The following is a 21,326-nucleotide window of genomic DNA, read 5'->3' on the forward strand; positions in this document are numbered from 1 at the left end:
ACGCGGGCGCATTTGGTTTCAAAGTCTTTGAAATTGGCTGAGATTTCGGCGCACGGCGTTACTCTTTTGGCGCATTCCGGAACCTTCCTCATGCTGCCGCGTTGGGTCTGGGAAGGGATATCATCATGACTAGTTTTCGCGCGCGCACCTTGACCAAACCGATCCACACATGGGCCAAAGGCGTTTTGCCTGCCCTGTCCGAGACGGAAAGCGAGGCGTTGAACGCTGGCGAAGTGTGGTGGGAAGCCGAATTGTTCTCGGGCAACCCTGATTGGTCAAAACTACACGAGATCAAGCCGCCAAAACTATCAGCGGACGAACAGGCCTTCTTTGACGGCCCTGTGCAAGAACTGTGTAGCATGATCGACGATTGGAAGATTAACCACGAAACCGCCGACCTGCCGCCTGAAGTCTGGCAATTTCTGCGCGATAACCGCTTCTTTGGCATGATTATTCCCAAATCGCACGGCGGGCTTGCGTTCTCTGCCTTCGCCCACTCCGAAATCGTGCGCTACATTTCCACCAGATCAGTCGCCGCTGCGGTGACAGTCATGGTGCCAAACTCGCTTGGGCCGGGTGAATTGCTACACCAGTTCGGCACCGACGATCAAAAAGACTACTGGCTGCCGCGCTTGGCCGATGGACGCGAATTGCCCGCCTTTGGGTTGACCAGCGCCGAAGCTGGATCGGACGCAGGTGCGATGGTCGATGACGGCGTGATCTGCAAAGGGCAGTGGCAAGGCGAGGAAGTGCTCGGCATCCGTCTGAATTGGGCAAAGCGTTATATTACCCTGTCGCCCGTTTGCACCGTGCTGGGCCTCGCGTTCAAACTGCGTGACCCTGACGGATTGATGGGTGACACACCCGACATCGGTATCACCTGCGCCTTGGTTCCGACCGATTTGGATGGGGTTGAGACGGGCCGCAGGCACATTCCGTCGTCCACGATGTTTATGAACGGTCCCACCACGGGCAAAGACGTCTTCATCCCGATTGACCACATCATCGGCGGGCCGGAATATGCTGGCAAAGGTTGGATGATGCTGATGAGCGCGCTTGCTGCTGGACGCGGGATTTCGCTGCCGTCCATGGGTTGCGCCGCGATTGCGCTGTCGGCCCACACGACAGGTGCCTATTCGCGTATTCGCCAGCAGTTTAATCTGCCCATCGGTAAATTCGGCGGTATCCAATCGCGTCTGGGGCGTCTGGCCGCTGATGCTTATGCGATGGACGCCGCCCGCCATTTGACCTGCGCTGGGCTGGACGAAGGCCGTGCGCTATCCGTCATTTCCGCAATCATGAAAGCCCACGCGACCTACAAAATGCGTGAAGCGATTGATGACGCGATGGACGTGCATTCGGGCAAAGCGGTGATCGACGGCCCGTCCAATTACCTGCTGCCGCTTTATCGCGCCGTGCCTATCGGGATCACCGTTGAAGGCGCAAACATCGTCACCCGCAGCCTAATTATCTATGGCCAAGGGTCGATCCGCGCACATCCCCACATGCTCGATAATATGCTTGCGTTGCAGGAAACAGATCCGGACAAGTCGCTGGATATGTTCGACAAAAGCGTCTGGGCACACATCGGCCACACCACCAAAACGATGTTCCGCGCATGGGGTCGTGCCTTGACGGGCGGGCGCTTTGCCCCTGCCCCCGATGCCGGTGCCGCGACGCCGATATACAGGCAGTTGTCGCGCTGGTCCGCCGCATATGCGCTGACCGCCGACGTCTTGTTCCTAACGCTAGGCGGCGCATTGAAACGCAAGGAAATGATATCTGGCCGGATGGGCGATATCCTGTCGGACATGTATATCCTGTCCGCCGCATTAAAACGTTGGGAGGACGAAGGCCGCCAAGACGCCGACCTGCCCGTCCTGAACTACGTCGCGGCGGACGCGTTGCACAACATGCAAACCGCACTCGACGAAGTGATCGCAAACATGCCTGCGCGCTGGGCTGCTTGGGTCTTGCGTTTCATCACGCTCCCCGGTGCCACGACGCGCAAGCCCGACGATCGGTTGGTCGCCGAATGCAGCGATCTATTGTACGAACCATCCGCCACACGCGACCGGATCACCGGCGACTTGCATGGTGGCGGCAACGACGACGGGGTCGCCACGCTTAACGCCTGCTACGCCAAAGTTGTGGAGATGGCGCCGCTTATGAAACGCCTGCGCGACGCGCGAAAAACACCGCAAGAGGCGCTAGCCGCAGGTATCCTATCCGACGCCGAAATGACCGAAATCGCCGCGATGCAAAAGCTGGTCGATCAGGTCGTCGCCGTGGACGAATACGCGCCCGAAGAATTGGCAGAGCTATTCCCGTCCCCCGCACCGAAACATCCGACACAAGAGGCCGCAGAATGACCACACACCAAAAACAGCGTGTTTTCCTCGTTGATGGCGCACGTACCCCGTTTCTCAAAGCCCGCAGCGGCCCTGGCCCATTCACGCCTGTTGATTTGGCCGTGCAATGCGGCAGGCCGCTACTGGCGCGGCAACCGTTTGACCGCGCGGCGCTGGATCTGGTGATCCTCGGCTGCGTCAACGTGATCGCTGATGAGATGAACCCCGCGCGGGTGGCGTCTTTGCGTCTGGGGTTGCCCGAAGAAACCGTCGCATTTTCGACGCAGATCAACTGCGGCTCAGGGATGCAAAGTCTCGACACCGCCTACCGCTACATTCAATCCGGCAGCCACCAAATGATCCTCGCAGGCGGGGCCGAAGCATTAAGCCACGCGCCGCTGACATTGCGGTCCTCTGCCGTGGAATGGTTCGGGCGGATGAACGCGGCCAAAGGGCCGATGGATCAGGCCAAAGCGATGGCTGGCATCCGGCCCGATTTCTTTAAACCTGTTGTCGGCCTAGAACGCGGATTGACCGATCCAATCACAACATTGTCGATGGGCCAAACCGCAGAAATCCTCGCGCACCGCTTTCGCATCGACCGCAACACCGCCGACACCTACGCGATGCAGAGCCACCACCGCCTTGCCGACGCACAAAACGACGGGCGGCTTGACGACGAAGTCATGCCAGCATTTGACCGCGACGGCACCGTTTACGACCACGACGACGGCGTGCGCCCTGACAGCGATATGGAGGGATTAGCCAAGCCGAAACCAGTGTTCGAGCCCCCCTACGGTCAAGTCACCGCAGGCAATTCCAGCCAGATCACCGACGGCGCTAGTTGGTGCATCCTTGCCTCGCAAAAGGCCGTCGATTTGCACGGGTTAGAGCCGCTTGCAGAAATCACGGACAGCGAATGGGCGGGCCTTGATCCGTCGATCATGGGGCTTGGTCCCGTCTTGGCGTCCACGCCGATCTTGCAGCGCCACAACATGGCCAAGGACGACGTCGATCTGTGGGAATTAAACGAAGCCTTCGCAGCCCAAGTGCTATCCTGCCTCGCCGCATGGAACGACGACGATTTCTGCCGCGAGGTGCTGGGCTACGACGCAGCATTTGGCCGGATCGACCGAGACAAATTAAACGTCGATGGTGGCGCTATTTCACTCGGCCACCCCGTCGGCACAAGCGGCAACCGCATCGTGCTGCACTTGGCAAAAGCCATGAAACAGCGCGGCGCAAAACGTGGGATCGCCACGGAATGTATCGGCGGCGGATTAGGCGGTGCAATGTTGTTGGAGGCAGTGGTATGACCGGACATGTTCTTGAATTCCTAGGCGAAACCAAACGCGAACTGGGGCCAGTTGGCACGGCTGAGGGCCACTGGCGCACAGGTCGCGATGCGGCTGGCGTGCTCTGGCTCGTGCTCGACAAACAGGACACCAGCACCAACACAATTTCCGAAGACGTGATCCGCGAATTGGACAGCCACATCACAGCGGCCGAGGCTGACCTGCCCGCCGCCGTGGTGATCCGGTCGGCCAAAGATGCGGGTTTCGCCGCTGGTGCGGATATCGCGAGTTTCGAAGCCATGACCGACGACGGCGCGGTTAAGTTGCTGAAACAAGCCCACGACGTGCTTGACCGGATCGCCGCACTGACCTGCCCGACAATCTGCATCGTCCACGGTGCGGCACTTGGCGCGGGGTTCGAATTGGCGCTGGCCTGCGACTACCGGATCACGGTGGCGGGCGCGTCATTTGGCTTTCCCGAGGTCCAACTCGGGCTGCACCCCGGCCTAGGCGGGACGTTCCGCCTGCCCGCCTTGATCGGTGCGACAGACGCGATGACGATGATGCTCACGGGCAAAACCGCCCACACCAAACGCGCGAAATCCCAAGGGCTCGCTGACGTGATCGTCGAAGAACGACACGCCGCGGCGGCGGTGGCGGCTGTGGTTGACGGCAAGATCGACAAACACGCGCCCAGCATCGCATCCCGCGCATTCGGGCTGGATCAGGCCCGCAGTCTGGCCGCCCGTCAAATGCGCAAAGAGACCGAGAAGAAAGCACCGCAACAGCATTACCCCGCCCCGCACGCCTTGATTGATCTGTGGGAAGACCATGGCGACGACCCCGACGCGATGCAAAAGGCCGAGATCGAAAGCTTTGCCACACTGCTGAAATCGGACACGTCTCAAAACCTGCGCCGTGTGTTTTTCTTGCGTCAAAAGCTAAAAGACGCGGGCCGTGGTGACGACGACATCGCGCATGTGCATGTCATCGGCGCGGGTGCGATGGGCACCGAAATCGCGGCAGCAGCGGCGATCAAAGGCAAGATCGTGACGCTCGGCGATGTTGAAACCGCGCCCTTGGGCCGTGCGATCAAAAAGGTCGTGCAGATTTGCAAAGACAAACACCTGACCGGGATCGAGACTCGCGATGCACTGGATCGTCTGATGCCTGATCCCAAAGGATACGGGCTGGCCCGCGCTGATCTGGTGATCGAGGCCGCAACCGAAACGCAGGATTTGAAAGAGAAAATCTACAAAGGGCTGGAGGGTAAGCTGAAAAAAGGTGCAATCCTCGCGACCAACACATCCAGCCTGTCCATCGATGATTTGGCCGCCTTTGCGCCGACGCAAGACGACTTCGCCGGCTTACACTTTTTCAACCCCGTCTCGCGCATTGATCTTGTCGAAGTCATCAAAGGCACCGCCACCAGCGACAAGACCGCGCAACGCCTCGCAGCCTTTTGCGGTGCGATCGGCAAGCTGCCCGTGACTGTCGCCAACTACCCCGGCTTTGTGGTGAACCGCGCCCTCGTCCCCTACATGTTAGAGGCGATGGTGCTGATGGACGAAGGCGTCTCGAAAGAGGTGATCGACACCGCCGCGTTGCGCTTCGGGATGCCGATGGGGCCGGTCGCATTGGCCGATCAGGTCGGTCTCGACGTCGGCCTGCACGTCGCGGAAAGCTTGTCCACGAGCCTCGACAAACCAATGCCGCCGATCAGCGACGACCTACGCGCGAAGGTCAAAGACGGTAAACTTGGCAAGAAATCCGGCACAGGCTTCTACGATTGGTCGGACGGCACACCGCGCCCAGATGCGGACCTCGACGATGCGCCCGCCGATTTAACCGACCGACTAATTCTGCCGATGCTGAACGCCTGCGTCGAAATCCTGCGCGAAGGCGTCGTGGAAACCGAAGATCAGATTGACGGCGCGATGATCTTTGCAACTGGCTGGGCGCCATTCCGCGGCGGACCAATGCATTACGCCCGCACACGTGGAATTAACGAAGTGACGGAAGCGTTAAAGGCATTGGAACGCGATCACGGACCGCGATTTGCCCCCGACGAAGGCTGGTCCAGCCTTGCCTGATACGCCGCAAATTCACACAGACGCCGACGCGATGGCCCGCGAAATCTATGATCGCGTCGGCGGCGAAATTCGTTTGGCCTTGCCGCTGGGCCTTGGCAAGCCCGTCACGATTGTGAACGCATTGACCCGCGCAGCTTTGGCTGACAGTACGTTGAAATTGAACATTTTCACGGCGCTGACGCTGCAACGTCCCGACCCCAAGTCCGATATCGAAAAGCGTTTCTTGAACCCTGCAATGGACCGCCTGTTCGGCACGACCCCGTCTCTGCTCTACGCTGATATGATTAACGACGGCACCTTGCCTGACAACATTGTCGTGTCCGAGTTCTTCTTTCAGGCAGGCACTTGGCTGGGCAATGACTACGCGCAACGGCATTACATCGCTGCGAACTACACCTACGCCCGCGATGTTTTAACGGCCCAACGTCCCAACGTTCTGGCGCAGTTGATGCCGCAGCACGGCGATCGCTTTAGCATGTCGTGCAACACCGATATTTCCGCTGACCTTTTCACGATGCGCGCGGCTGGCAAGTTGGATTTCATCGCCGTGGCGGAACGCAACGACGCGCTGCCCTTTATGGATCGTGATGCAATCGTCCCTGCCTCGGACATCGCGATGGTGCTTGATCCGCCCGCGCAAATCGATCTGTTTTCTGCCGTGCGCCGCCCCGTTTCTGATGCCCAACACGCGATTGGGCTGCACACCTCGCGCTTGGTGCGGGATGGTGGAACGCTTCAAATCGGGATCGGCGCGATTGGCGATGCGGTCGCAAATGTGCTGTTGCTGCGCTATAAAAACGCCTTGCATCAAATCTATACCAATGCGCCTTTTCCCCTATCCGGCGATAACACCGCTCCCTTTACCAAGGGCCTATATGCCGTGACCGAAATGCTCGTCGGCGGTCTGCTCGCGCTCTTTGAAGGCGGCGTTTTGCGCCGCGAAGTGGACGGTGCCGTGGTCCACGCGGGGTTCTTTGTCGAAGCCCGCGATATGTATGAACGCCTGCACGCCATGCCCGCCGATCAACGCGGTAAAATCCAAATGAAACCCGTCAGTTTCACCAATGCGCTCTACGGTGACGAGACCGCGAAACGCGCCGCGCGGACCCATGCGCGGTTTATCAACGGCGCGATGCAGGTCAGCGTGTTGGGCGACGCCATGTCGGATTCCGCCAAACCCGGTCAAGTCGTCAGCGGCGTCGGTGGCCAGTTCAATTTCTTTGAACAAGCCTTCGCGCTCGACGACGCACATGCCATTTTAACCCTACCTGCAACGCGTAACAGCGGCGGGTCCATGTCGTCGAATATCGTTTGGCAACTTCCCCTAACAACCGTGCCGCGCCACATGCGCGATATTGTGGTGACAGAATACGGCGCCGCGTTCCTGCGCGGGCAAACCGACGAAGAGGTGATCAAACGGCTGATCTGCATCACGGACAGCCGCTTTCAAGACGCATTAACGGACAAAGCGAAATCCGCAGGTAAACTGGCACGAGACTGGCAGATTCCCGACGCGCACCGCCAAAATACACCCGAAACATTAACAAAGTGGTTACAGCCGCACCGCAAAATGCTGCTACCCGATTTCCCACTCGGCACCGATTTCAACGCCATCGAACAGGTGCTCCTACCCGCCCTCGCTAAACTCGGCGAAGCCAGCGGCAGCAAACGTAAACTCGCCGGATTGATATTCAGATCGTTCCGCGACCCACCGCACCCGCAAGAAGCCGCCGCAATGGACCGCATGGACTACGCCGCCACGCCGCACCTAACGGAGCCGTTGCAAGCACGCGCATTACGTGGGGCATTACGAACAAGTTTTGATGGCAATCCAATCGACAAACCACACGCGACGTGACGATCAGAGAGTTTACAACTCGGATAAATGAATGCTCAGAAATAGTTTTCCACAGGTCACTCTGATCAAGTGTGGAGAACCCTGATGATGAATCGGTGGAGAACCTTACGCCCGAAAAGCGTAGGCTGCGTCAACGTCCTTAATCTACATATAGTGGTAAAAAACTCGTTGACCGCCAAGTATACTACACGCGACAATATACACATGGATGTAAATCCTCACACTGCAACAAAGTGGCTGCATCGGCTCGTTATTCTACTCGGGATATTCGGTTCGTTGGCATCTCTCGGAAGTTGTGTGCATCAGCTGCAAACGGTCTCAAGCGCGACGGCGCCGAACTCCACAAACTGATGCAATCGCCCCCTAACTCGGGAAGGAGTTAGGGAGAAGATTGAAACGAGGACGGAGCCCGACAGGTGAAAGCAAGGTGTCTCTGTCCTCACTTCAAAGCTATGTGATTCTTCATTGTCGGATCAAGTCCTATCGCGGCCCGAGCGCAATTAACCATCCAGCCCCCCCGAAAAGCTTTGATCTCATGCGCCCCACATCGTCAAAAAACCACCCCGCGGTGACAATTCCACCCGACAAACTCCATCGTTAAGACATAGTTAACCGATTTAACGGGGCTCATAAAACGACCGGAAAGGTCAGTGATTTGAGTGGACGCGCAAAGGCATCGCGTATCGGAAACGCAGTTTTGGCCATCTCGGCCAGCCTTTTGCTTTGCTTCGCCCCGACCGATCAGGCCGTCGCCGCGCAGATCGAACTCGACGATATTCTGGAGATCGACGCGCTGGGATATCGCTGCATTCCGTCCGCCTATTTCGAAGATGGCGAGGACGGCAGCGCAGCAATCGCGTTCTCGCTATCCGGCAAAACCCGCCTGCCCCGCACCTGCTTGCCCGATCCATGTGCACGCGCATTGTCTCGTCCTGAACTGTCGCAAATCACCGGAACAGAGCCGATTTTAGCCCGTTTTCACGAAGAATGGGAAGATTATTACAGCCGGTACGCCGACCATTGCCGCAGTGAAATCGTCGTATCGCGACCGCGGTCCAAGGACACCACAACCCGCGCATTCTGGCCCCCGATCATCGATCGCGCACGGATCATCCAGTCCACAGGCATTCCCACCTCCAGCCGATTGAGGCCCTATATCGTTAACAAAGTTGGCATCCCAACATCACAACAATTCGCGCCCGAAACGGTGGCCTACCTGATTCCCCCAGCCGCTGGCCGCCCGCTGCCCGTCACCGACAGACCAATCCCTAGCCCCGTCCCCGTGCCCGCATCCGGATTGTTATTCGGGTCACTTCTGGCCATCATAGGCTTGCAAAAACGCTATTCACTCACCGCAAGGTTTCGACGATCACGCAAACACAATTGTAAGATGTAAATCAGATTGCTAACGTCGCTCTAATCACGATTATTCTTAGTAAAAGGCTTATCAACCATGACACGTTTCCTCCTTCTCAGCCCCCTGCTTCTGGCCGCTTGCGGTAGCGGCAGCAGCACCCCCTTGGTACCAGCACCGCGCCCAATGGCCGTATCTGTCAACGCAAACGAACAGCTCAACGGCACGCTAGAACTGTCCGTCGACAAAGCGACTGGCGAGACGGTTTTTGTGTTGAACGGTGTCGAGGAGACGAACCTTACGACGGATGCGGAATTTGGGAACGGGGACGTTAAATACTTCACAGATGAAGATACTGTGTCATATTCGGCTTTAGGAGTTCAGGGCGATTGGCTGACCCTTGATGGAAATCGTATTTTTGGCGCAAAAGCTCAATCAGATGATGCCATCGCGGTTCTCACAATTGAAAACGTCGCCGATACAGGCGCATTGGTCCTCGAACGTTTAAGCGATACTGCTGTGCCAGAGTTTGGTAACGCCGAGATGTCAGGCGATTATTTCGGGTATTGGCAAACTGGCGACGCCGGAGGACATCTTCCTTCACAGCTTGTACTGAATCCCATAATCGGAGATGCTAAACTCACCGTCGATTTTGCAAACAGCATGGTCAGCGGAGCAATCACAAACAGATCACTCCGCAACCTTAAGACAAATGCACCGGGCTCCCAACTTACTGATGTAATTCTCGAAGACACTTCGATTGACGGTTTTGGTGGTTTTTCTGGCACTGCAACTGGCGGGCGCCACACGTCTTCAGGATTCGACGACGCCACAGTGACAGGTTCGTTCGTGGGCCTGCTCACGAGATCACAGGCGACTGGTGCAATTGGTGCTGTCGAGATCATCACTAATGACCCAGAGGGTCAGGAAGTAGACGGAGTTGCTCTTCCGAGAGATAGAGTTGAAACTGGCATTTTCTCCGTATCCGAATAGCCCCACGCCCTAACCCAGCAATCAGGCAACATGCCTGACTCATTTTCCTTAACGATTATATAAACTTATAGGACCATCATGACACGTTTCCTCCTTCTCAGCCTCCCGCTTCTGGCCGCTTGCGGCAGCGGCAGCAGCACCCCCTTGGCGCCAGCACCGCGCCCAATGGCCGTATCTGTCAACGCAAGCGAGCAGCTCAACGGCACGCTAGACCTATCCGTCGACAAAGCGACTGGCGAGACGGTTTTTGTGTTGAACGGTGTCGAGGAGACAAACCTGACGATTGATGCGGAGGGCGGGTATGGAGAAATCAAATACGTCACCGATACCAATACTGTATCTTACACCACCATTGGTCGTCAGGGCAATCTGCTGACCTACGATGAAAATCGAATCTACGGTGCTCAAGCTTTATCAGACGACGCCATCGCTGTTCTGACACTCGAGAACCTAACCGATAGTGGCGCGTTGGTTCTTGAGCGTTTGTCCGCCACGACAGTCCCCTTATCAGGTAGCGCTACGATGACTGGTGACTACTTTGGATATACGCAACGCGGCGGCTCGAATTCTCCTAACCTACACCAAGTATTAACTATTTTTACTGGTGACGCTAAGCTCGACGTCGATTTTGCAGACCGCATGGTCAGTGGCTCCATCACAAACCGCAATGATCGCAGTAGGTATACGAACCAGCCGTATCCCGGCTCCTCGGGATATTCAGATGTTATTTTGAATGCCGCCGCAATCGACGGCTTCGGTGGTTTTGCAGGCATAGCGACTGGAGGTGGACAAAATAACGCCCCACACCTTGACGATGCGACTGTCACTGGCTCATTTGAGGGTCTGCTCACAGGGGCCAAGGCGACAGGAGCAATCGGTGCTATCGAAATTGTTACGATAGACCCAAATGGGTTGCTTATTGATGGCGAGCTTGCTCCTCGTGAAAATCTTGAAGTCGGTATCTTCTCCGTTTCTGAATAATCTCACACATAGCAGTCAGGCAACCAGCCTGACTCATTTTCCTTAACGATTATATAAACTTAGATGACCATCATGACACGTTTTCTCCTTCTCAGCCTCCCGCTACTGGCCGCCTGCGGCAGTGGCAGCAGCAGTCCCTTGGTGCCAGCACCCCGCCCGATGGCCGTATCTATCAACACAAGCGAGCAACTCAACGGCACGCTAGACCTATCCATCGACAAAGCGACTGGCGAGACGGTTTTTGTATTGAACGGTGTCGAGGAGATGAACCTTACGACGAATGCGGAGCGCGGGAATGGGGACGTTAAATACTTCACAGATGAAGATACCGTGCGTTTCTACGCGGTTGATCAAATGGGGAACACTGTTCCAATTGATCAAAATCGTATCTGGGGTGCACAAGCAAAATCCGATAACGCCATCGCTACGCTAATGATTGCAAATCTCTCAGATGATGGGGCGCTTGTTCTCGAACGTTTGACCGATACTACGGTGCCGAACACTGGGTCTGCGACGATGTTAGGCGATTATTATGGTTATTCGCAGGTTGGCGATGTTGACGAGAAACTTTACCCTTACAGGGTCGAATATAGCGTTGAGGGAGACGCGGAATTGTCTGTTGATTTCGCAGAAAATACTGTGAGTGGATCAATCACAAACCGTTTGGGCCGCTTAGCGTCGAGGAACAGCGCAAGCGCGGGATATGATGATGTTATTTTGAAAACCGCAAACATAGACGACTTCGGCGGCTTTTCTGGTCGAACGTCCGGTGGAACATTAGCAATCAATTTCTATGCTGATGCTGTATCCGAAGGCTCGTTCTCCGGTCTACTCACCGGAGCCGACGCAAACGGAGCAATCGGCGCAATTGAGATCTCGACCGTAAAGGAAAACTATCTGCAAGACGGCACGCCAATTACTGAAATTGAATATGGCATCTTCTCCGTATCCGAATAGCCCCACGCCATCACGGCATACATCCGCATACCGTAGCATACACTCTTTCCCCGTGGCTTAAATTGCGCTAAGCCTCGGGGATAAAGTCACGGAACCGGAGAGACCCATGTCCAAGATTAAGGTAGAGAACCCCGTTGTTGAACTCGACGGGGATGAGATGACGCGCATTATCTGGGACTTTATCAAGCAAAAGTTGATTTTACCTTACCTTGATATTGACCTGAAATATTACGATCTGAGCATGGAAGTCCGCGACGAGACCAACGACCAGATCACGATTGATGCCGCTGAAGCGATCAAGAAATACGGTGTAGGCGTCAAATGTGCGACCATCACGCCCGATGAGGCCCGTGTCGAAGAATTCGGTCTCAAACAGATGTGGCGCAGCCCGAATGGCACGATCCGCAACATCTTGGGCGGTGTTGTGTTCCGCGCCCCGATTATCTGTAAGAACGTGCCGCGCCTTGTGCCCGGTTGGACGGACCCGATTGTCATTGGCCGTCACGCTTTTGGCGACCAGTACAAAGCGACCGATTTCCTGATGCCCGGCCCCGGTAAACTGACGATGAAATTCGTCGGTGAAGACGGCACGGTGATTGAGAAAGAAGTGTTCGACGCCCCCTCTGCTGGTGTGGCGATGGGCATGTATAACCTCGACGACTCTATCCGCGACTTTGCCCGTGCGTCGTTGAACTATGGTTTGAACCTTGGCTGGCCTGTGTATCTGTCCACCAAAAACACCATCCTCAAGGCATATGACGGCCGCTTCAAAGACTTGTTCCAAGAAATCTTTGACGCAGAATTCGCCCAGAAATTCGAGGACGCGGGCATCTATTACGAGCACCGCTTGATCGACGATATGGTCGCCTCTGCGATGAAATGGTCCGGCAAATTCGTTTGGGCTTGTAAAAACTACGACGGCGATGTGCAGTCTGATACTGTCGCCCAAGGGTTCGGGTCGCTTGGCCTGATGACATCCGCGCTGATGACGCCGGACGGCAAGATCATCGAAGCAGAAGCCGCCCACGGCACCGTCACCCGCCACTACCGCCAGCACCAAGAAGGCAAAGCGACATCGACCAATTCGATCGCGTCGATCTTTGCATGGACAGGTGGGCTAAAGCACCGCGCAAAGTTGGACGACAATGCGCAACTGATGAAATTCGCTGAAACGCTGGAAAAAGTCATCGTGGATACGGTTGAATCCGGCTCCATGACCAAAGACCTCGCGTTGCTGGTTGGACCAGATCAGGCGTGGCTGACCACAGAAGGCTTCCTTGAGAAAATCGACGCGAACCTGAACGCCGCGATGTAAGCGCGCATCTCGCGCAAACTAAATCATGGCCGCATCACGCAACGATGCGGCCATTTTGCGTTGTACAGCCACGACTTGCCCCGCTTCGTTTTGCGCAGTATGGCCCGCGTATGACACACCCTGATCCCTCCGTCCGCCACACCCTGACCGAAGATGCTATGGCCTTTGTGCTATCCACCAGCATGTGTGGCTTTGGCCTGATTATGCTGACGCATCTGGGGCTCATTACCGGACAGACCGCGGGATTGGCTGTTTTGATTTCCTACATGACGGGTTGGTCGTTTGGCGCTGTGTTCTTTGTGGTGAACATTCCGTTTTACGCGCTGGCACTGCTACGCATGGGCTGGCGGTTCACGCTGAAAAGCTTTGTCGCTGTGGGGCTATTGTCGGTCATGACGCTGCTGCTGCCTGATCTGATTAGTTTCGACACACTTAATCCTATCGCAGGTGCCGCCTTTGCGGGCGCGTTTATCGGGATCGGCTTGATGGTTCTATTCCGGCATGGCGGATCGCTGGGCGGGATCGGGGTTGTTGCACTCTATCTACAAGACAAAACCGGATTTCGGGCGGGCTGGACGCAACTGGGCTTTGATATCACCTTGATGGTCACGGCGTTCTTTGTGATTGGCGGCGCGCCGATTGTCTGGTCGCTGCTGGGGGCCGTGGTCACAAACCTGATTATCGCCGTGAACCACCGTGCCGACCGATACACAGGCCGGTAGCCACCCCACGCCGTTTGTGATTGCTGCACCTGATACACTTTGCTAGGCGTTTGCCATGCCGTCACATCTCGTCGCCCTTTTTGTAGCCGTTCTCGCCGAAACCATCGGCACGACAGCCCTGCAAGCCAGCCAGCAGTTCACGCGGTTCTGGCCGTCGGTGATCTGTGCGCTAAGCTACGCACTGGCGTTCTACCTTCTGTCGCTCGCGCTCAAGACCATGCCCGTGGGTATTATGTATGCGATCTGGTCAGGCCTTGGCATCGTGCTGATCGCGGCCATCGGCTATATCGTCTTTAACCAAAAACTCGACCTGCCCGCCGTGATAGGCATCGGCATGATCCTTGCCGGAATTTTGATCATAAACCTGTTCTCGACCAGCGGCACACACTGATTTTCGCCCCCACAACCCTGCATTACAAGCACACGCAAAGCACAGCTGCATTTTAAAGGGGTTCCCTTTCGCACGGATGCCCTGTATCCGCGCGTCAATTCTGTGCCGAACGCACTGACCTTCCGATGAAAGACTTAAAGTTATGGATATCCGCAATATCGCGATCATCGCGCACGTTGACCACGGCAAGACGACCCTTGTCGACGAACTGCTCAAGCAGTCCGGCGTCTACCGCGATAACGAAGCCACCGTTGAACGCGCAATGGACAGCAACGATATCGAGCGCGAACGCGGTATCACTATTCTTGCTAAATGTACGTCCGTTGAATGGAAAGGCACACGCATCAACATCGTTGATACGCCGGGCCACGCCGACTTTGGTGGCGAAGTTGAACGTATTCTGTCCATGGTTGACGGTGTTGTTCTGCTGGTCGATTCCGCAGAAGGCCCAATGCCACAGACAAAATTTGTGACGCAAAAAGCGCTGGCACTTGGCCTGCGCCCAATCGTTGTTGTGAACAAAGTCGATAAAGCGGACGGCGACCCGGACAAAGCGGTTGATGATTGCTTCGATCTGTTCGCAAACCTCGACGCCGACGACAACCAGCTTGATTTCCCAACGATGTTCGCTTCTGGCCGTGCTGGCTGGTGTGACCAAGAACTCGACGGGCCACGCGAAAACCTTGACGCGCTGTTCGACCAAATCCTTGCACACGTCCCACTGCCGGCACAGATTTCACGCCGCGACGAGCCGTTCCAAATGCTGGCAACGACGTTGTCCGCCGACCCGTTCATCGGTCGTATTCTGACAGGCCGCGTTGAAGCAGGCACCCTGCGTGCTGGCGACACAGTCAAAGCATTGTCGCGCGACGGCACAAAAATCGAGCAGTTCCGCGCGTCCAAAATCCTCGCGTTCCGTGGCTTGATGCAGCAAGCAATCGACGTCGCCGAAGCTGGCGACATTGTGACCGTTGCCGGTATGACCAAAGCAACCGTTGCCGACACGCTCTGCGATCCTAGCATCGACGTAGCGATCCCGGCACAGCCGATTGATCCGCCAACCATCACAGTCACATTCGGCATCAACGACAGCCCACTGGCTGGCCGTGACGGCAAGCACGTGCAATCGCGTGTGATCCGCAACCGTCTTGCAAAAGAATGCGAAGTGAACGTCGCGATTAAGATCGCCGACACCGAAAAAGGCGACGCCTTTGAAGTATCCGGCCGTGGCGAATTGCAAATGGGTGTTTTGATCGAAAACATGCGCCGCGAAGGCTTTGAGCTGTCAATCTCGCGTCCACAGGTTATTTTCAAAGACATCGACGGTGTGCGTCACGAGCCGATTGAAGAAGCGACAATCGACGTTGACGACGAGTACACTGGCGTTGTTGTTGAAAAGCTGACTGGCCCGCGCAAAGGCAACTTGGTCGAGATGAAACCAGCTGGTGTTGGCAAAACACGGATCGTGGCACATGTGCCATCCCGTGGCTTGATCGGCTACCACGGCGAATTCCTGACAGACACACGCGGCTCGGGCATCCTGAACCGCTTGTTCCACGGCTGGGAACCTTACAAAGGTAAAATCCAGGGCCGTCGTCAAGGCGTTCTGATCTCTATGGAAAACGGGACATCTGTTGCGTTCGCTCTGTGGAAACTCGAAGATCGCGGCAAATTCTTCATCGGCGCACAAGAAGCGGTTTACCAAGGTATGATCATCGGCGAACACAGCCGCGAGAACGACCTTGAAGTGAACCCGTTGAAAGGCAAACAGCTGACCAACGTGCGGGCATCCGGTACGGACGAAGCGGTGCGTTTGACAACACCAGTTGTCATGACGCTAGAGCAAGCGATTGCCTACATCGATGACGACGAATTGGTTGAAGTCACGCCAAACGCGATCCGGTTGCGCAAACGCCACCTTGATCCGCACGAGCGGAAACGCCAGTCCCGCACCGGCGGATAAAACAATAAAAGCCGCGCAAATTGCGCGGCTTTTTCGTTTCTACTGGGCGCGATTTTTCTGGAAAAATCGTACAAAATATCGCGAAATTTTGGGCCTACTCGGCTTCTTCGACGATGCTCAATTCGCGCTGGCTAGCACCTTTGGCAAAGCCAAGCGCCTCTTGATAGGCGTCCGAATAATAGCAATCGTGTGCAGCTTGCAGGCTTGGGAAACGTGCGACGACATTGCGAGGCCGATCAGGCCCCTCTAACGTTTCGTACTTACCGCCACGCGCCAAAAACACGCCTTGATGATCCGCAATCGCAACCGTCGCGCGTTTGGCGTATTCACCGTAAGCGGTTTCGTCCGTTACCGTGACATGCGCAATCCAAAGTGCTGTTGGCATTATAAGCCCTCCAAGTAAGTTTTCGCAGCTGCAATTGCCGCATCTGCATTTTCTGCCGATGCGCCACCGCCCTGCGCCATATCGGCACGACCGCCGCCGCCTTTACCGCCCAAAAGCGGCACAGCAGCACGCAGCACATCCACCGCCGACACCTTGTCGGTAAGGTCTTTTGTGACGCCCGCCGCAACGGCTGCTTTGCCGCCCGCATCCGCGATCAACAGGACAACGCCGCTACCGATCCGGTCTTTGAACTGGTCCACAAGCGCTGGCAAATCCTTGCCCGACACGCCCTGCATCACTTGGCCGACAAAGCCCATGCCGTTGACTTTTGCATCTACCGGAGCCGCGTCACCGCCGCCGCCCATCGCCACATCGCGGCGCAATTGGGCGACCTCATTGGCCAATGCTTTGCGTTCGTCCATCAATGCTTTCACACGGTCCGCGACATCCGCCGCAGGTGCCTTAAGCACATTCGCCACAGCCGCCAAGCGGTGATCCTGCTCGCGCAAATAATCCAACGCAGCTTGGCCCGTTAACGCTTCGATCCGGCGCACACCAGCACTGGACGCAGAATCGCCCAGCGTCACAAACGCGCCGATTTCTCCCAGACGGTCCACATGTGTCCCGCCGCACAGCTCAAGACTATAGGTCATGCCATCAGCGCCTTTGCCCGATCCGGCCAGTTGACCCATCGAGACCACGCGCACTTCGTCGCCGTATTTTTCGCCAAACAACGCTTGCGCCCCAAGGCCACGTGCATCGTCTGGCGTCATGATCCGCGTCTCAACCGCAGTATTCTGACGGATCAGCGCGTTCACTTCACGTTCAACCTTTGCCAGATCATCAAGGCTCACGGCCGCGTTATGGCTAAAGTCGAACCGCAACCGATCCGGCGCGTTCAACGATCCCTTTTGCGCGATATGATCGCCCAAGACATTGCGCAGCGCCTCGTTCAGCAAATGCGTCGCAGAGTGGTTCGCTTGGATCGCCGTGCGGCGGTCCGCGTCAACCACAAGGCTCGCGCCCTGCCCGGTTTTGATCTCGCCAGACACGACCTTGCCGATGTGGATGAACACACCCGCCACCTTTTTCGTGTCGGTGATTTCCACGGCGCCGGACTCGGTTTTAATGATGCCCGCATCGCCGACCTGACCGCCCGATTCCGCGTAGAACGGTGTCTGGTTTAAGGCGACTTGCACCTCACCTTTGGCCGTTTTCGCGGACGCGCCGTCCACGATCAACGCGACGATCTGGCCTTCTGCGGACAGCGTATCGTAGCCCAAGAAATCAGTTGTGCCGTGCTGGTCTGCGACGTCGAACCAAACGCTCGCGTCGGCCTCGGCGCCTGTGCCGGACCATGCGGCGCGCGCCTTGGCCTTTTGTTCGGCCATCGCGGCGTCAAAGCCGTCGGTGTCCACGCCCAGACCCTTTTCGCGCAACGCGTCTTGCGTCAAATCAAGCGGGAAACCGAATGTATCATAGAGTTTGAACGCCGCGGCACCCGGCAATTCGCCGCCCTCGGCCAAACCGGACACTTCGTCGTCGAGCAACTTCAAACCGCGATCAAGCGTGGTTTTGAAACGGATTTCTTCGTTCAACAATGTCTCTTCGATCAGGCGCTGGCCTTGGCCCAATTCGGGGTACGCGGCACCCATCTGCGTGATCAATTCAGGCACCAATTTATGCATGACCGGATCTTTCGCACCCAACAAATGCGCATGACGCATCGCGCGGCGCATGATCCGGCGCAGCACATAACCGCGGCCTTCATTCGATGGCAAAACACCCTCGGCAATCAGGAACGACGTGGACCGCAGGTGGTCAGCAATCACGCGGTGATGCGTGTTGCCGTCACCGTCCGGATCAACATTCGTGGCATGCGCGGACGCCTCAATCAGCGCGCGCATCAGGTCGGTGTCGTAGTTATCGTGTTTGCCTTGCAGCAACGCGCCGATCCGTTCCAGACCCATGCCCGTGTCAATCGACTGCATATCCAGCGGCGTCATCGACCCATCAGCGTGCTGTTCATTCTGCATGAACACGACGTTCCAAATCTCAATAAAACGGTCGCCATCTTCATCAGGCGAACCCGGAGGGCCACCCCAAATCTTATCTCCGTGGTCGTAGAAAATCTCTGTACACGGCCCACAAGGCCCCGTCGGACCCATCCGCCAAAAGTTGTCGTCCGTCGGAATGCGAATGATCTTGTCATCAGTCAGGCCGCCGACCTTTTTCCAAATCTCGGCCGCTTCGTCATCAGTGTGATAAACCGTCACCAGCAGCTTGTCTTTGTTGATGCCAAAGTCTTTGGTCAACAGGTCCCAAGCGTATGGAATCGCTTCGTTTTTGAAGTAATCGCCAAAGCTGAAATTCCCTAACATCTCGAAAAACGTATGGTGCCGCGCGGTGTAACCCACATTATCCAGATCGTTGTGTTTACCACCCGCGCGGACACATTTCTGGCTGGTCGTTGCCCGCTGATACGGCCCCTGTTCAACACCGGTAAATCGATTTTTGAACTGAACCATGCCCGAATTTGTGAACATCAAGGTCGGATCATTGCGCGGCACAAGCGGGCTAGAGGCAACTTTTTCGTGCCCATTGCGTGCGTAAAAATCCAAGAAGGTGGAGCGGATATCGGACAAGCTGGTCATGGGCGTCTTTCGCAAGGAAATAAAGGTTATCTCGTGAAATAACCGCCACCCTGCAAACTGTCCACAGCACAACGCAAAAGGGCGCCCCAATTGGGACGCCCTTGTGATAAATCAATTAAGTGGTCTTAACCTTCGACCAGATCATCGTCAGCGGACGGGCTATCGTCACCGTCAAAATCCAAACCATGCGCGGCACGAATTTTGTCTTCGATCTCAGCCGCGAGATGTGGGTTTTCACGCAAGAACGTCTTGGAATTCTCGCGACCCTGCCCCATGCGTTCGTCCCCATAAGAGAACCAAGCGCCAGCTTTTTCAACAACGCCAGCTTTCACACCCAGATCAAGCAGTTCGCCGTTCTTGGAAATGCCTTCGCCGTACATGATATCAAACTCGACCTGCTTGAATGGCGGTGCGACTTTGTTCTTCACAACCTTCACGCGGGTGGCGTTACCCACGACTTCGTCACGGTCTTTGATCGCGCCGATGCGGCGGATGTCCAAACGGACAGAAGAGTAGAATTTCAAGGCGTTACCGCCCGTTGTTGTCTCAGGAGAGCCGAACATCACGCCGATTTTCATACGGATTTGGTTAATGAAAATCACCATACAACCGGACCGGTTAATCGACCCTGTCAGTTTCCGCATCGCTTGCGACATTAACCGCGCATGCACACCAACAGAACTGTCACCCATGTCGCCTTCAAGCTCGGATTTCGGTGTCAAAGCCGCGACCGAATCGACCACGATCAAGCTGACCGCACCGGAACGCACCAGCGTATCGACAATCTCAAGCGCCTGCTCACCAGTATCCGGCTGCGAAATTAGCAATTCATCAAGGTTAACACCAAGCTTTTTCGCATAGGTCGGGTCCAGCGCGTGTTCCGCGTCAACAAAGGCACAAACGCCGCCCTTTTTCTGCTCTTCCGCAAGGGTATGCAGCGTCAGCGTCGTTTTACCGGACGATTCTGGGCCATAAATCTCAATGATCCGGCCTTTCGGCAGACCACCAATACCTAGCGCAATATCCAGACCCAGCGAACCCGTCGATGTCGCCTCGATATCAGCCATTTGGCCTTTACCGCCAAGGGTCATGATCGATCCCTTACCAAACTGCCGCTCGATTTGGGCCAAAGCACTATCAAGCGCCTTTTGTTTGTCCGCTGTTTTTTTGTCTGTCATGTTAAAAAGTTCTGCCGTTGCCATGTCAATTACGCCCTTATTTCACAGGCCCTGTCGGGCTACAATCTCTGCTTTGTTCTCTTTATGTTCCCCTCATCATATGGGACCAAAACAAGAACATATCAACTAAAATCTTCAATACATATTAAATCGTATGAGTGGTTAATTTAGGATTTATACCGTAGAATATTGTGAAATTAGTTCAATAACGGACGCCAAATGCTTGTTTTCTGGGCCGAAAAATTAGTCTTCCTCGCTGTTCCAAAGACCGGCACCACGGCAATTGAAGGTGCACTTGCGCCGCGTGCGTCCATGGTTTTACGCGATCCGCCGCAGCTAAAACACTCGCCCGTTTACCGTTACAGACGATTCTTGCAGCCATTATTCGCACAGGGCGGCGGCCAACCGGACATGGAAACTTTCGCCATTGTGCGCGACCCGATTGACTGGCTCGGCAGTTGGTATCGCTACCGCATGCGCGATGCGTTAATCGGCCACCAGAACTCAACCCTCGGGATCAGTTTCGACGATTTCGTTCTAGAATACAGCAAAGGCCAAAGCGCGCCTTTCGCCAAGGTAGGATCGCAGGCCAAGTTCTTGACATTAGGCGATAAATCCATCGGCGTCGATCATCTTTTCCGCTACGAAGCAATGCCAAAAGCCGTCGCATTTTTGCAAGATCGGCTCAACTTAGACGAGATCACCCTCGACCGCAAAAACGTTTCGCCACAGATGGCATTAACCTTGTCCAAGGACGTCGAAACCCGTCTGCGCGAGCGTTGCGCAGAAGAATTTTCCGTTTGGGAACAAGGGCAGACATAAAATTTTGGAACGTT

At 55.9% G+C, this 21,326-nt stretch carries 16 protein-coding genes; 13 read left to right on the forward strand and 3 right to left on the reverse strand.

All coding sequences use genetic code 11. The features are described from left to right. Window positions 1-125 precede the first annotated feature (125 nt). The 12 genes from FHS72_RS07700 (at window position 126) to typA (ending at window position 16,273) form a co-directional block, all read left to right on the forward strand. The gene (locus FHS72_RS07700; protein ID WP_183527764.1) at window positions 126-2,372 is read left to right on the forward strand and encodes an acyl-CoA dehydrogenase; all 2,247 of its coding nucleotides are present in this window, start codon (window positions 126-128) and stop codon (window positions 2,370-2,372) included. Next, the gene (locus FHS72_RS07705; protein ID WP_183527765.1) at window positions 2,369-3,667 is read left to right on the forward strand and encodes an acetyl-CoA C-acetyltransferase; all 1,299 of its coding nucleotides are present in this window, start codon (window positions 2,369-2,371) and stop codon (window positions 3,665-3,667) included. The genes FHS72_RS07700 and FHS72_RS07705 overlap by 4 nt, the downstream gene beginning before the upstream one ends. Next, the gene (locus tag FHS72_RS07710; RefSeq protein WP_183527766.1) at window positions 3,664-5,739 is read left to right on the forward strand and encodes a 3-hydroxyacyl-CoA dehydrogenase NAD-binding domain-containing protein; all 2,076 of its coding nucleotides are present in this window, start codon (window positions 3,664-3,666) and stop codon (window positions 5,737-5,739) included. Before FHS72_RS07705 ends, FHS72_RS07710 begins: the two co-directional genes overlap by 4 nt. Then, window positions 5,705-7,597: an acetyl-CoA hydrolase/transferase C-terminal domain-containing protein gene (locus FHS72_RS07715; RefSeq protein ID WP_246414581.1), complete on the forward strand. Its 1,893-nt coding sequence runs from the start codon at window positions 5,705-5,707 to the stop codon at window positions 7,595-7,597. Before FHS72_RS07710 ends, FHS72_RS07715 begins: the two co-directional genes overlap by 35 nt. Window positions 7,598-8,252: 655 nt before the next feature. Then, on the forward strand, window positions 8,253-8,993 hold the full coding sequence (locus tag FHS72_RS07720; protein WP_183527767.1) for a hypothetical protein: 741 nt from the start codon (window positions 8,253-8,255) through the stop codon (window positions 8,991-8,993). A 144-nt stretch (window positions 8,994-9,137) separates the two neighbouring features. Continuing rightward, window positions 9,138-9,944, forward strand: coding sequence for a HupA family protein (locus tag FHS72_RS07725; RefSeq protein ID WP_183527768.1), 807 nt, complete (start codon window positions 9,138-9,140; stop codon window positions 9,942-9,944). 78 nt (window positions 9,945-10,022) lie between these two features. Beyond that, complete coding sequence (locus FHS72_RS07730; protein WP_183527770.1) at window positions 10,023-10,925, forward strand: HupA family protein; 903 nt, start codon at window positions 10,023-10,025, stop codon at window positions 10,923-10,925. 63 nt (window positions 10,926-10,988) lie between these two features. Beyond that, window positions 10,989-11,882, forward strand: coding sequence for a HupA family protein (locus FHS72_RS07735; protein ID WP_183527772.1), 894 nt, complete (start codon window positions 10,989-10,991; stop codon window positions 11,880-11,882). A gap of 106 nt (window positions 11,883-11,988) precedes the next feature. Further along, a complete protein-coding gene (locus FHS72_RS07740) occupies window positions 11,989-13,197 on the forward strand; it encodes an NADP-dependent isocitrate dehydrogenase (RefSeq protein WP_183527774.1) in 1,209 nt (402 codons plus the stop codon). Between the two features lie 110 nt (window positions 13,198-13,307). Further along, on the forward strand, window positions 13,308-13,919 hold the full coding sequence (locus FHS72_RS07745) for a YitT family protein (RefSeq protein ID WP_183527776.1): 612 nt from the start codon (window positions 13,308-13,310) through the stop codon (window positions 13,917-13,919). A gap of 55 nt (window positions 13,920-13,974) precedes the next feature. Beyond that, window positions 13,975-14,310 carry a DMT family transporter gene (locus FHS72_RS07750; protein ID WP_183527778.1) on the forward strand — a complete coding sequence of 112 codons (336 nt, stop codon included), beginning with the start codon at window positions 13,975-13,977 and terminating at the stop codon, window positions 14,308-14,310. A 142-nt stretch (window positions 14,311-14,452) separates the two neighbouring features. Beyond that, on the forward strand, window positions 14,453-16,273 hold the full coding sequence (gene typA / locus FHS72_RS07755; protein WP_183527781.1) for a translational GTPase TypA: 1,821 nt from the start codon (window positions 14,453-14,455) through the stop codon (window positions 16,271-16,273). A gap of 94 nt (window positions 16,274-16,367) precedes the next feature. On the opposite strand, the gene FHS72_RS07760 is transcribed toward typA, so the two are convergent. The 3 genes from FHS72_RS07760 to recA all read right to left on the reverse strand — a co-directional run bounded on the left by FHS72_RS07760 (window position 16,368) and on the right by recA (window position 20,514). Then, window positions 16,368-16,658: a DUF1330 domain-containing protein gene (locus tag FHS72_RS07760; RefSeq protein WP_183527783.1), complete on the reverse strand. Its 291-nt coding sequence runs from the start codon at window positions 16,656-16,658 to the stop codon at window positions 16,368-16,370. Then, window positions 16,658-19,312, reverse strand: a complete 2,655-nt coding sequence (alaS, locus tag FHS72_RS07765; protein WP_183527784.1) for an alanine--tRNA ligase — start codon at window positions 19,310-19,312, stop codon at window positions 16,658-16,660. The genes FHS72_RS07760 and alaS overlap by 1 nt, the downstream gene beginning before the upstream one ends. Before the next feature lie 125 nt (window positions 19,313-19,437). Beyond that, a complete protein-coding gene (gene recA, locus FHS72_RS07770; protein WP_183527785.1) occupies window positions 19,438-20,514 on the reverse strand; it encodes a recombinase RecA in 1,077 nt (358 codons plus the stop codon). 195 nt (window positions 20,515-20,709) lie between these two features. Here recA and FHS72_RS07775 point away from each other — a divergent pair, with 195 nt between their 5' ends. Beyond that, on the forward strand, window positions 20,710-21,312 hold the full coding sequence (locus tag FHS72_RS07775; protein ID WP_183527786.1) for a sulfotransferase family protein: 603 nt from the start codon (window positions 20,710-20,712) through the stop codon (window positions 21,310-21,312). Window positions 21,313-21,326 lie beyond the last annotated feature (14 nt).

This window comes from Yoonia ponticola (assembly GCF_014199395.1).
In the GTDB taxonomy this organism is placed as follows: domain Bacteria; phylum Pseudomonadota; class Alphaproteobacteria; order Rhodobacterales; family Rhodobacteraceae; genus Yoonia; species Yoonia ponticola.

What these genes read in the sequence shown, in the direction of transcription:
- FHS72_RS07700 (WP_183527764.1), top strand. Translation starts at nt 126, where the DNA reads ATGACTAGTTTTCGCGCGCGCACCTTGACCAAACCGATCCACACATGG.
- FHS72_RS07705 (WP_183527765.1), top strand. Translation starts at nt 2,369, where the DNA reads ATGACCACACACCAAAAACAGCGTGTTTTCCTCGTTGATGGCGCACGT.
- FHS72_RS07710 (WP_183527766.1), top strand. Translation starts at nt 3,664, where the DNA reads ATGACCGGACATGTTCTTGAATTCCTAGGCGAAACCAAACGCGAACTG.
- FHS72_RS07725 (WP_183527768.1), top strand. Translation starts at nt 9,138, where the DNA reads ATGGCCGTATCTGTCAACGCAAACGAACAGCTCAACGGCACGCTAGAA.
- FHS72_RS07730 (WP_183527770.1), top strand. Translation starts at nt 10,023, where the DNA reads ATGACACGTTTCCTCCTTCTCAGCCTCCCGCTTCTGGCCGCTTGCGGC.
- FHS72_RS07735 (WP_183527772.1), top strand. Translation starts at nt 10,989, where the DNA reads ATGACCATCATGACACGTTTTCTCCTTCTCAGCCTCCCGCTACTGGCC.
- FHS72_RS07740 (WP_183527774.1), top strand. Translation starts at nt 11,989, where the DNA reads ATGTCCAAGATTAAGGTAGAGAACCCCGTTGTTGAACTCGACGGGGAT.
- FHS72_RS07745 (WP_183527776.1), top strand. Translation starts at nt 13,308, where the DNA reads ATGACACACCCTGATCCCTCCGTCCGCCACACCCTGACCGAAGATGCT.
- FHS72_RS07750 (WP_183527778.1), top strand. Translation starts at nt 13,975, where the DNA reads ATGCCGTCACATCTCGTCGCCCTTTTTGTAGCCGTTCTCGCCGAAACC.
- typA (WP_183527781.1), top strand. Translation starts at nt 14,453, where the DNA reads ATGGATATCCGCAATATCGCGATCATCGCGCACGTTGACCACGGCAAG.
- FHS72_RS07760 (WP_183527783.1), bottom strand. Translation starts at nt 16,658, where the DNA reads ATGCCAACAGCACTTTGGATTGCGCATGTCACGGTAACGGACGAAACC.
- alaS (WP_183527784.1), bottom strand. Translation starts at nt 19,312, where the DNA reads ATGACCAGCTTGTCCGATATCCGCTCCACCTTCTTGGATTTTTACGCA.
- recA (WP_183527785.1), bottom strand. Translation starts at nt 20,514, where the DNA reads ATGGCAACGGCAGAACTTTTTAACATGACAGACAAAAAAACAGCGGAC.
- FHS72_RS07775 (WP_183527786.1), top strand. Translation starts at nt 20,710, where the DNA reads ATGCTTGTTTTCTGGGCCGAAAAATTAGTCTTCCTCGCTGTTCCAAAG.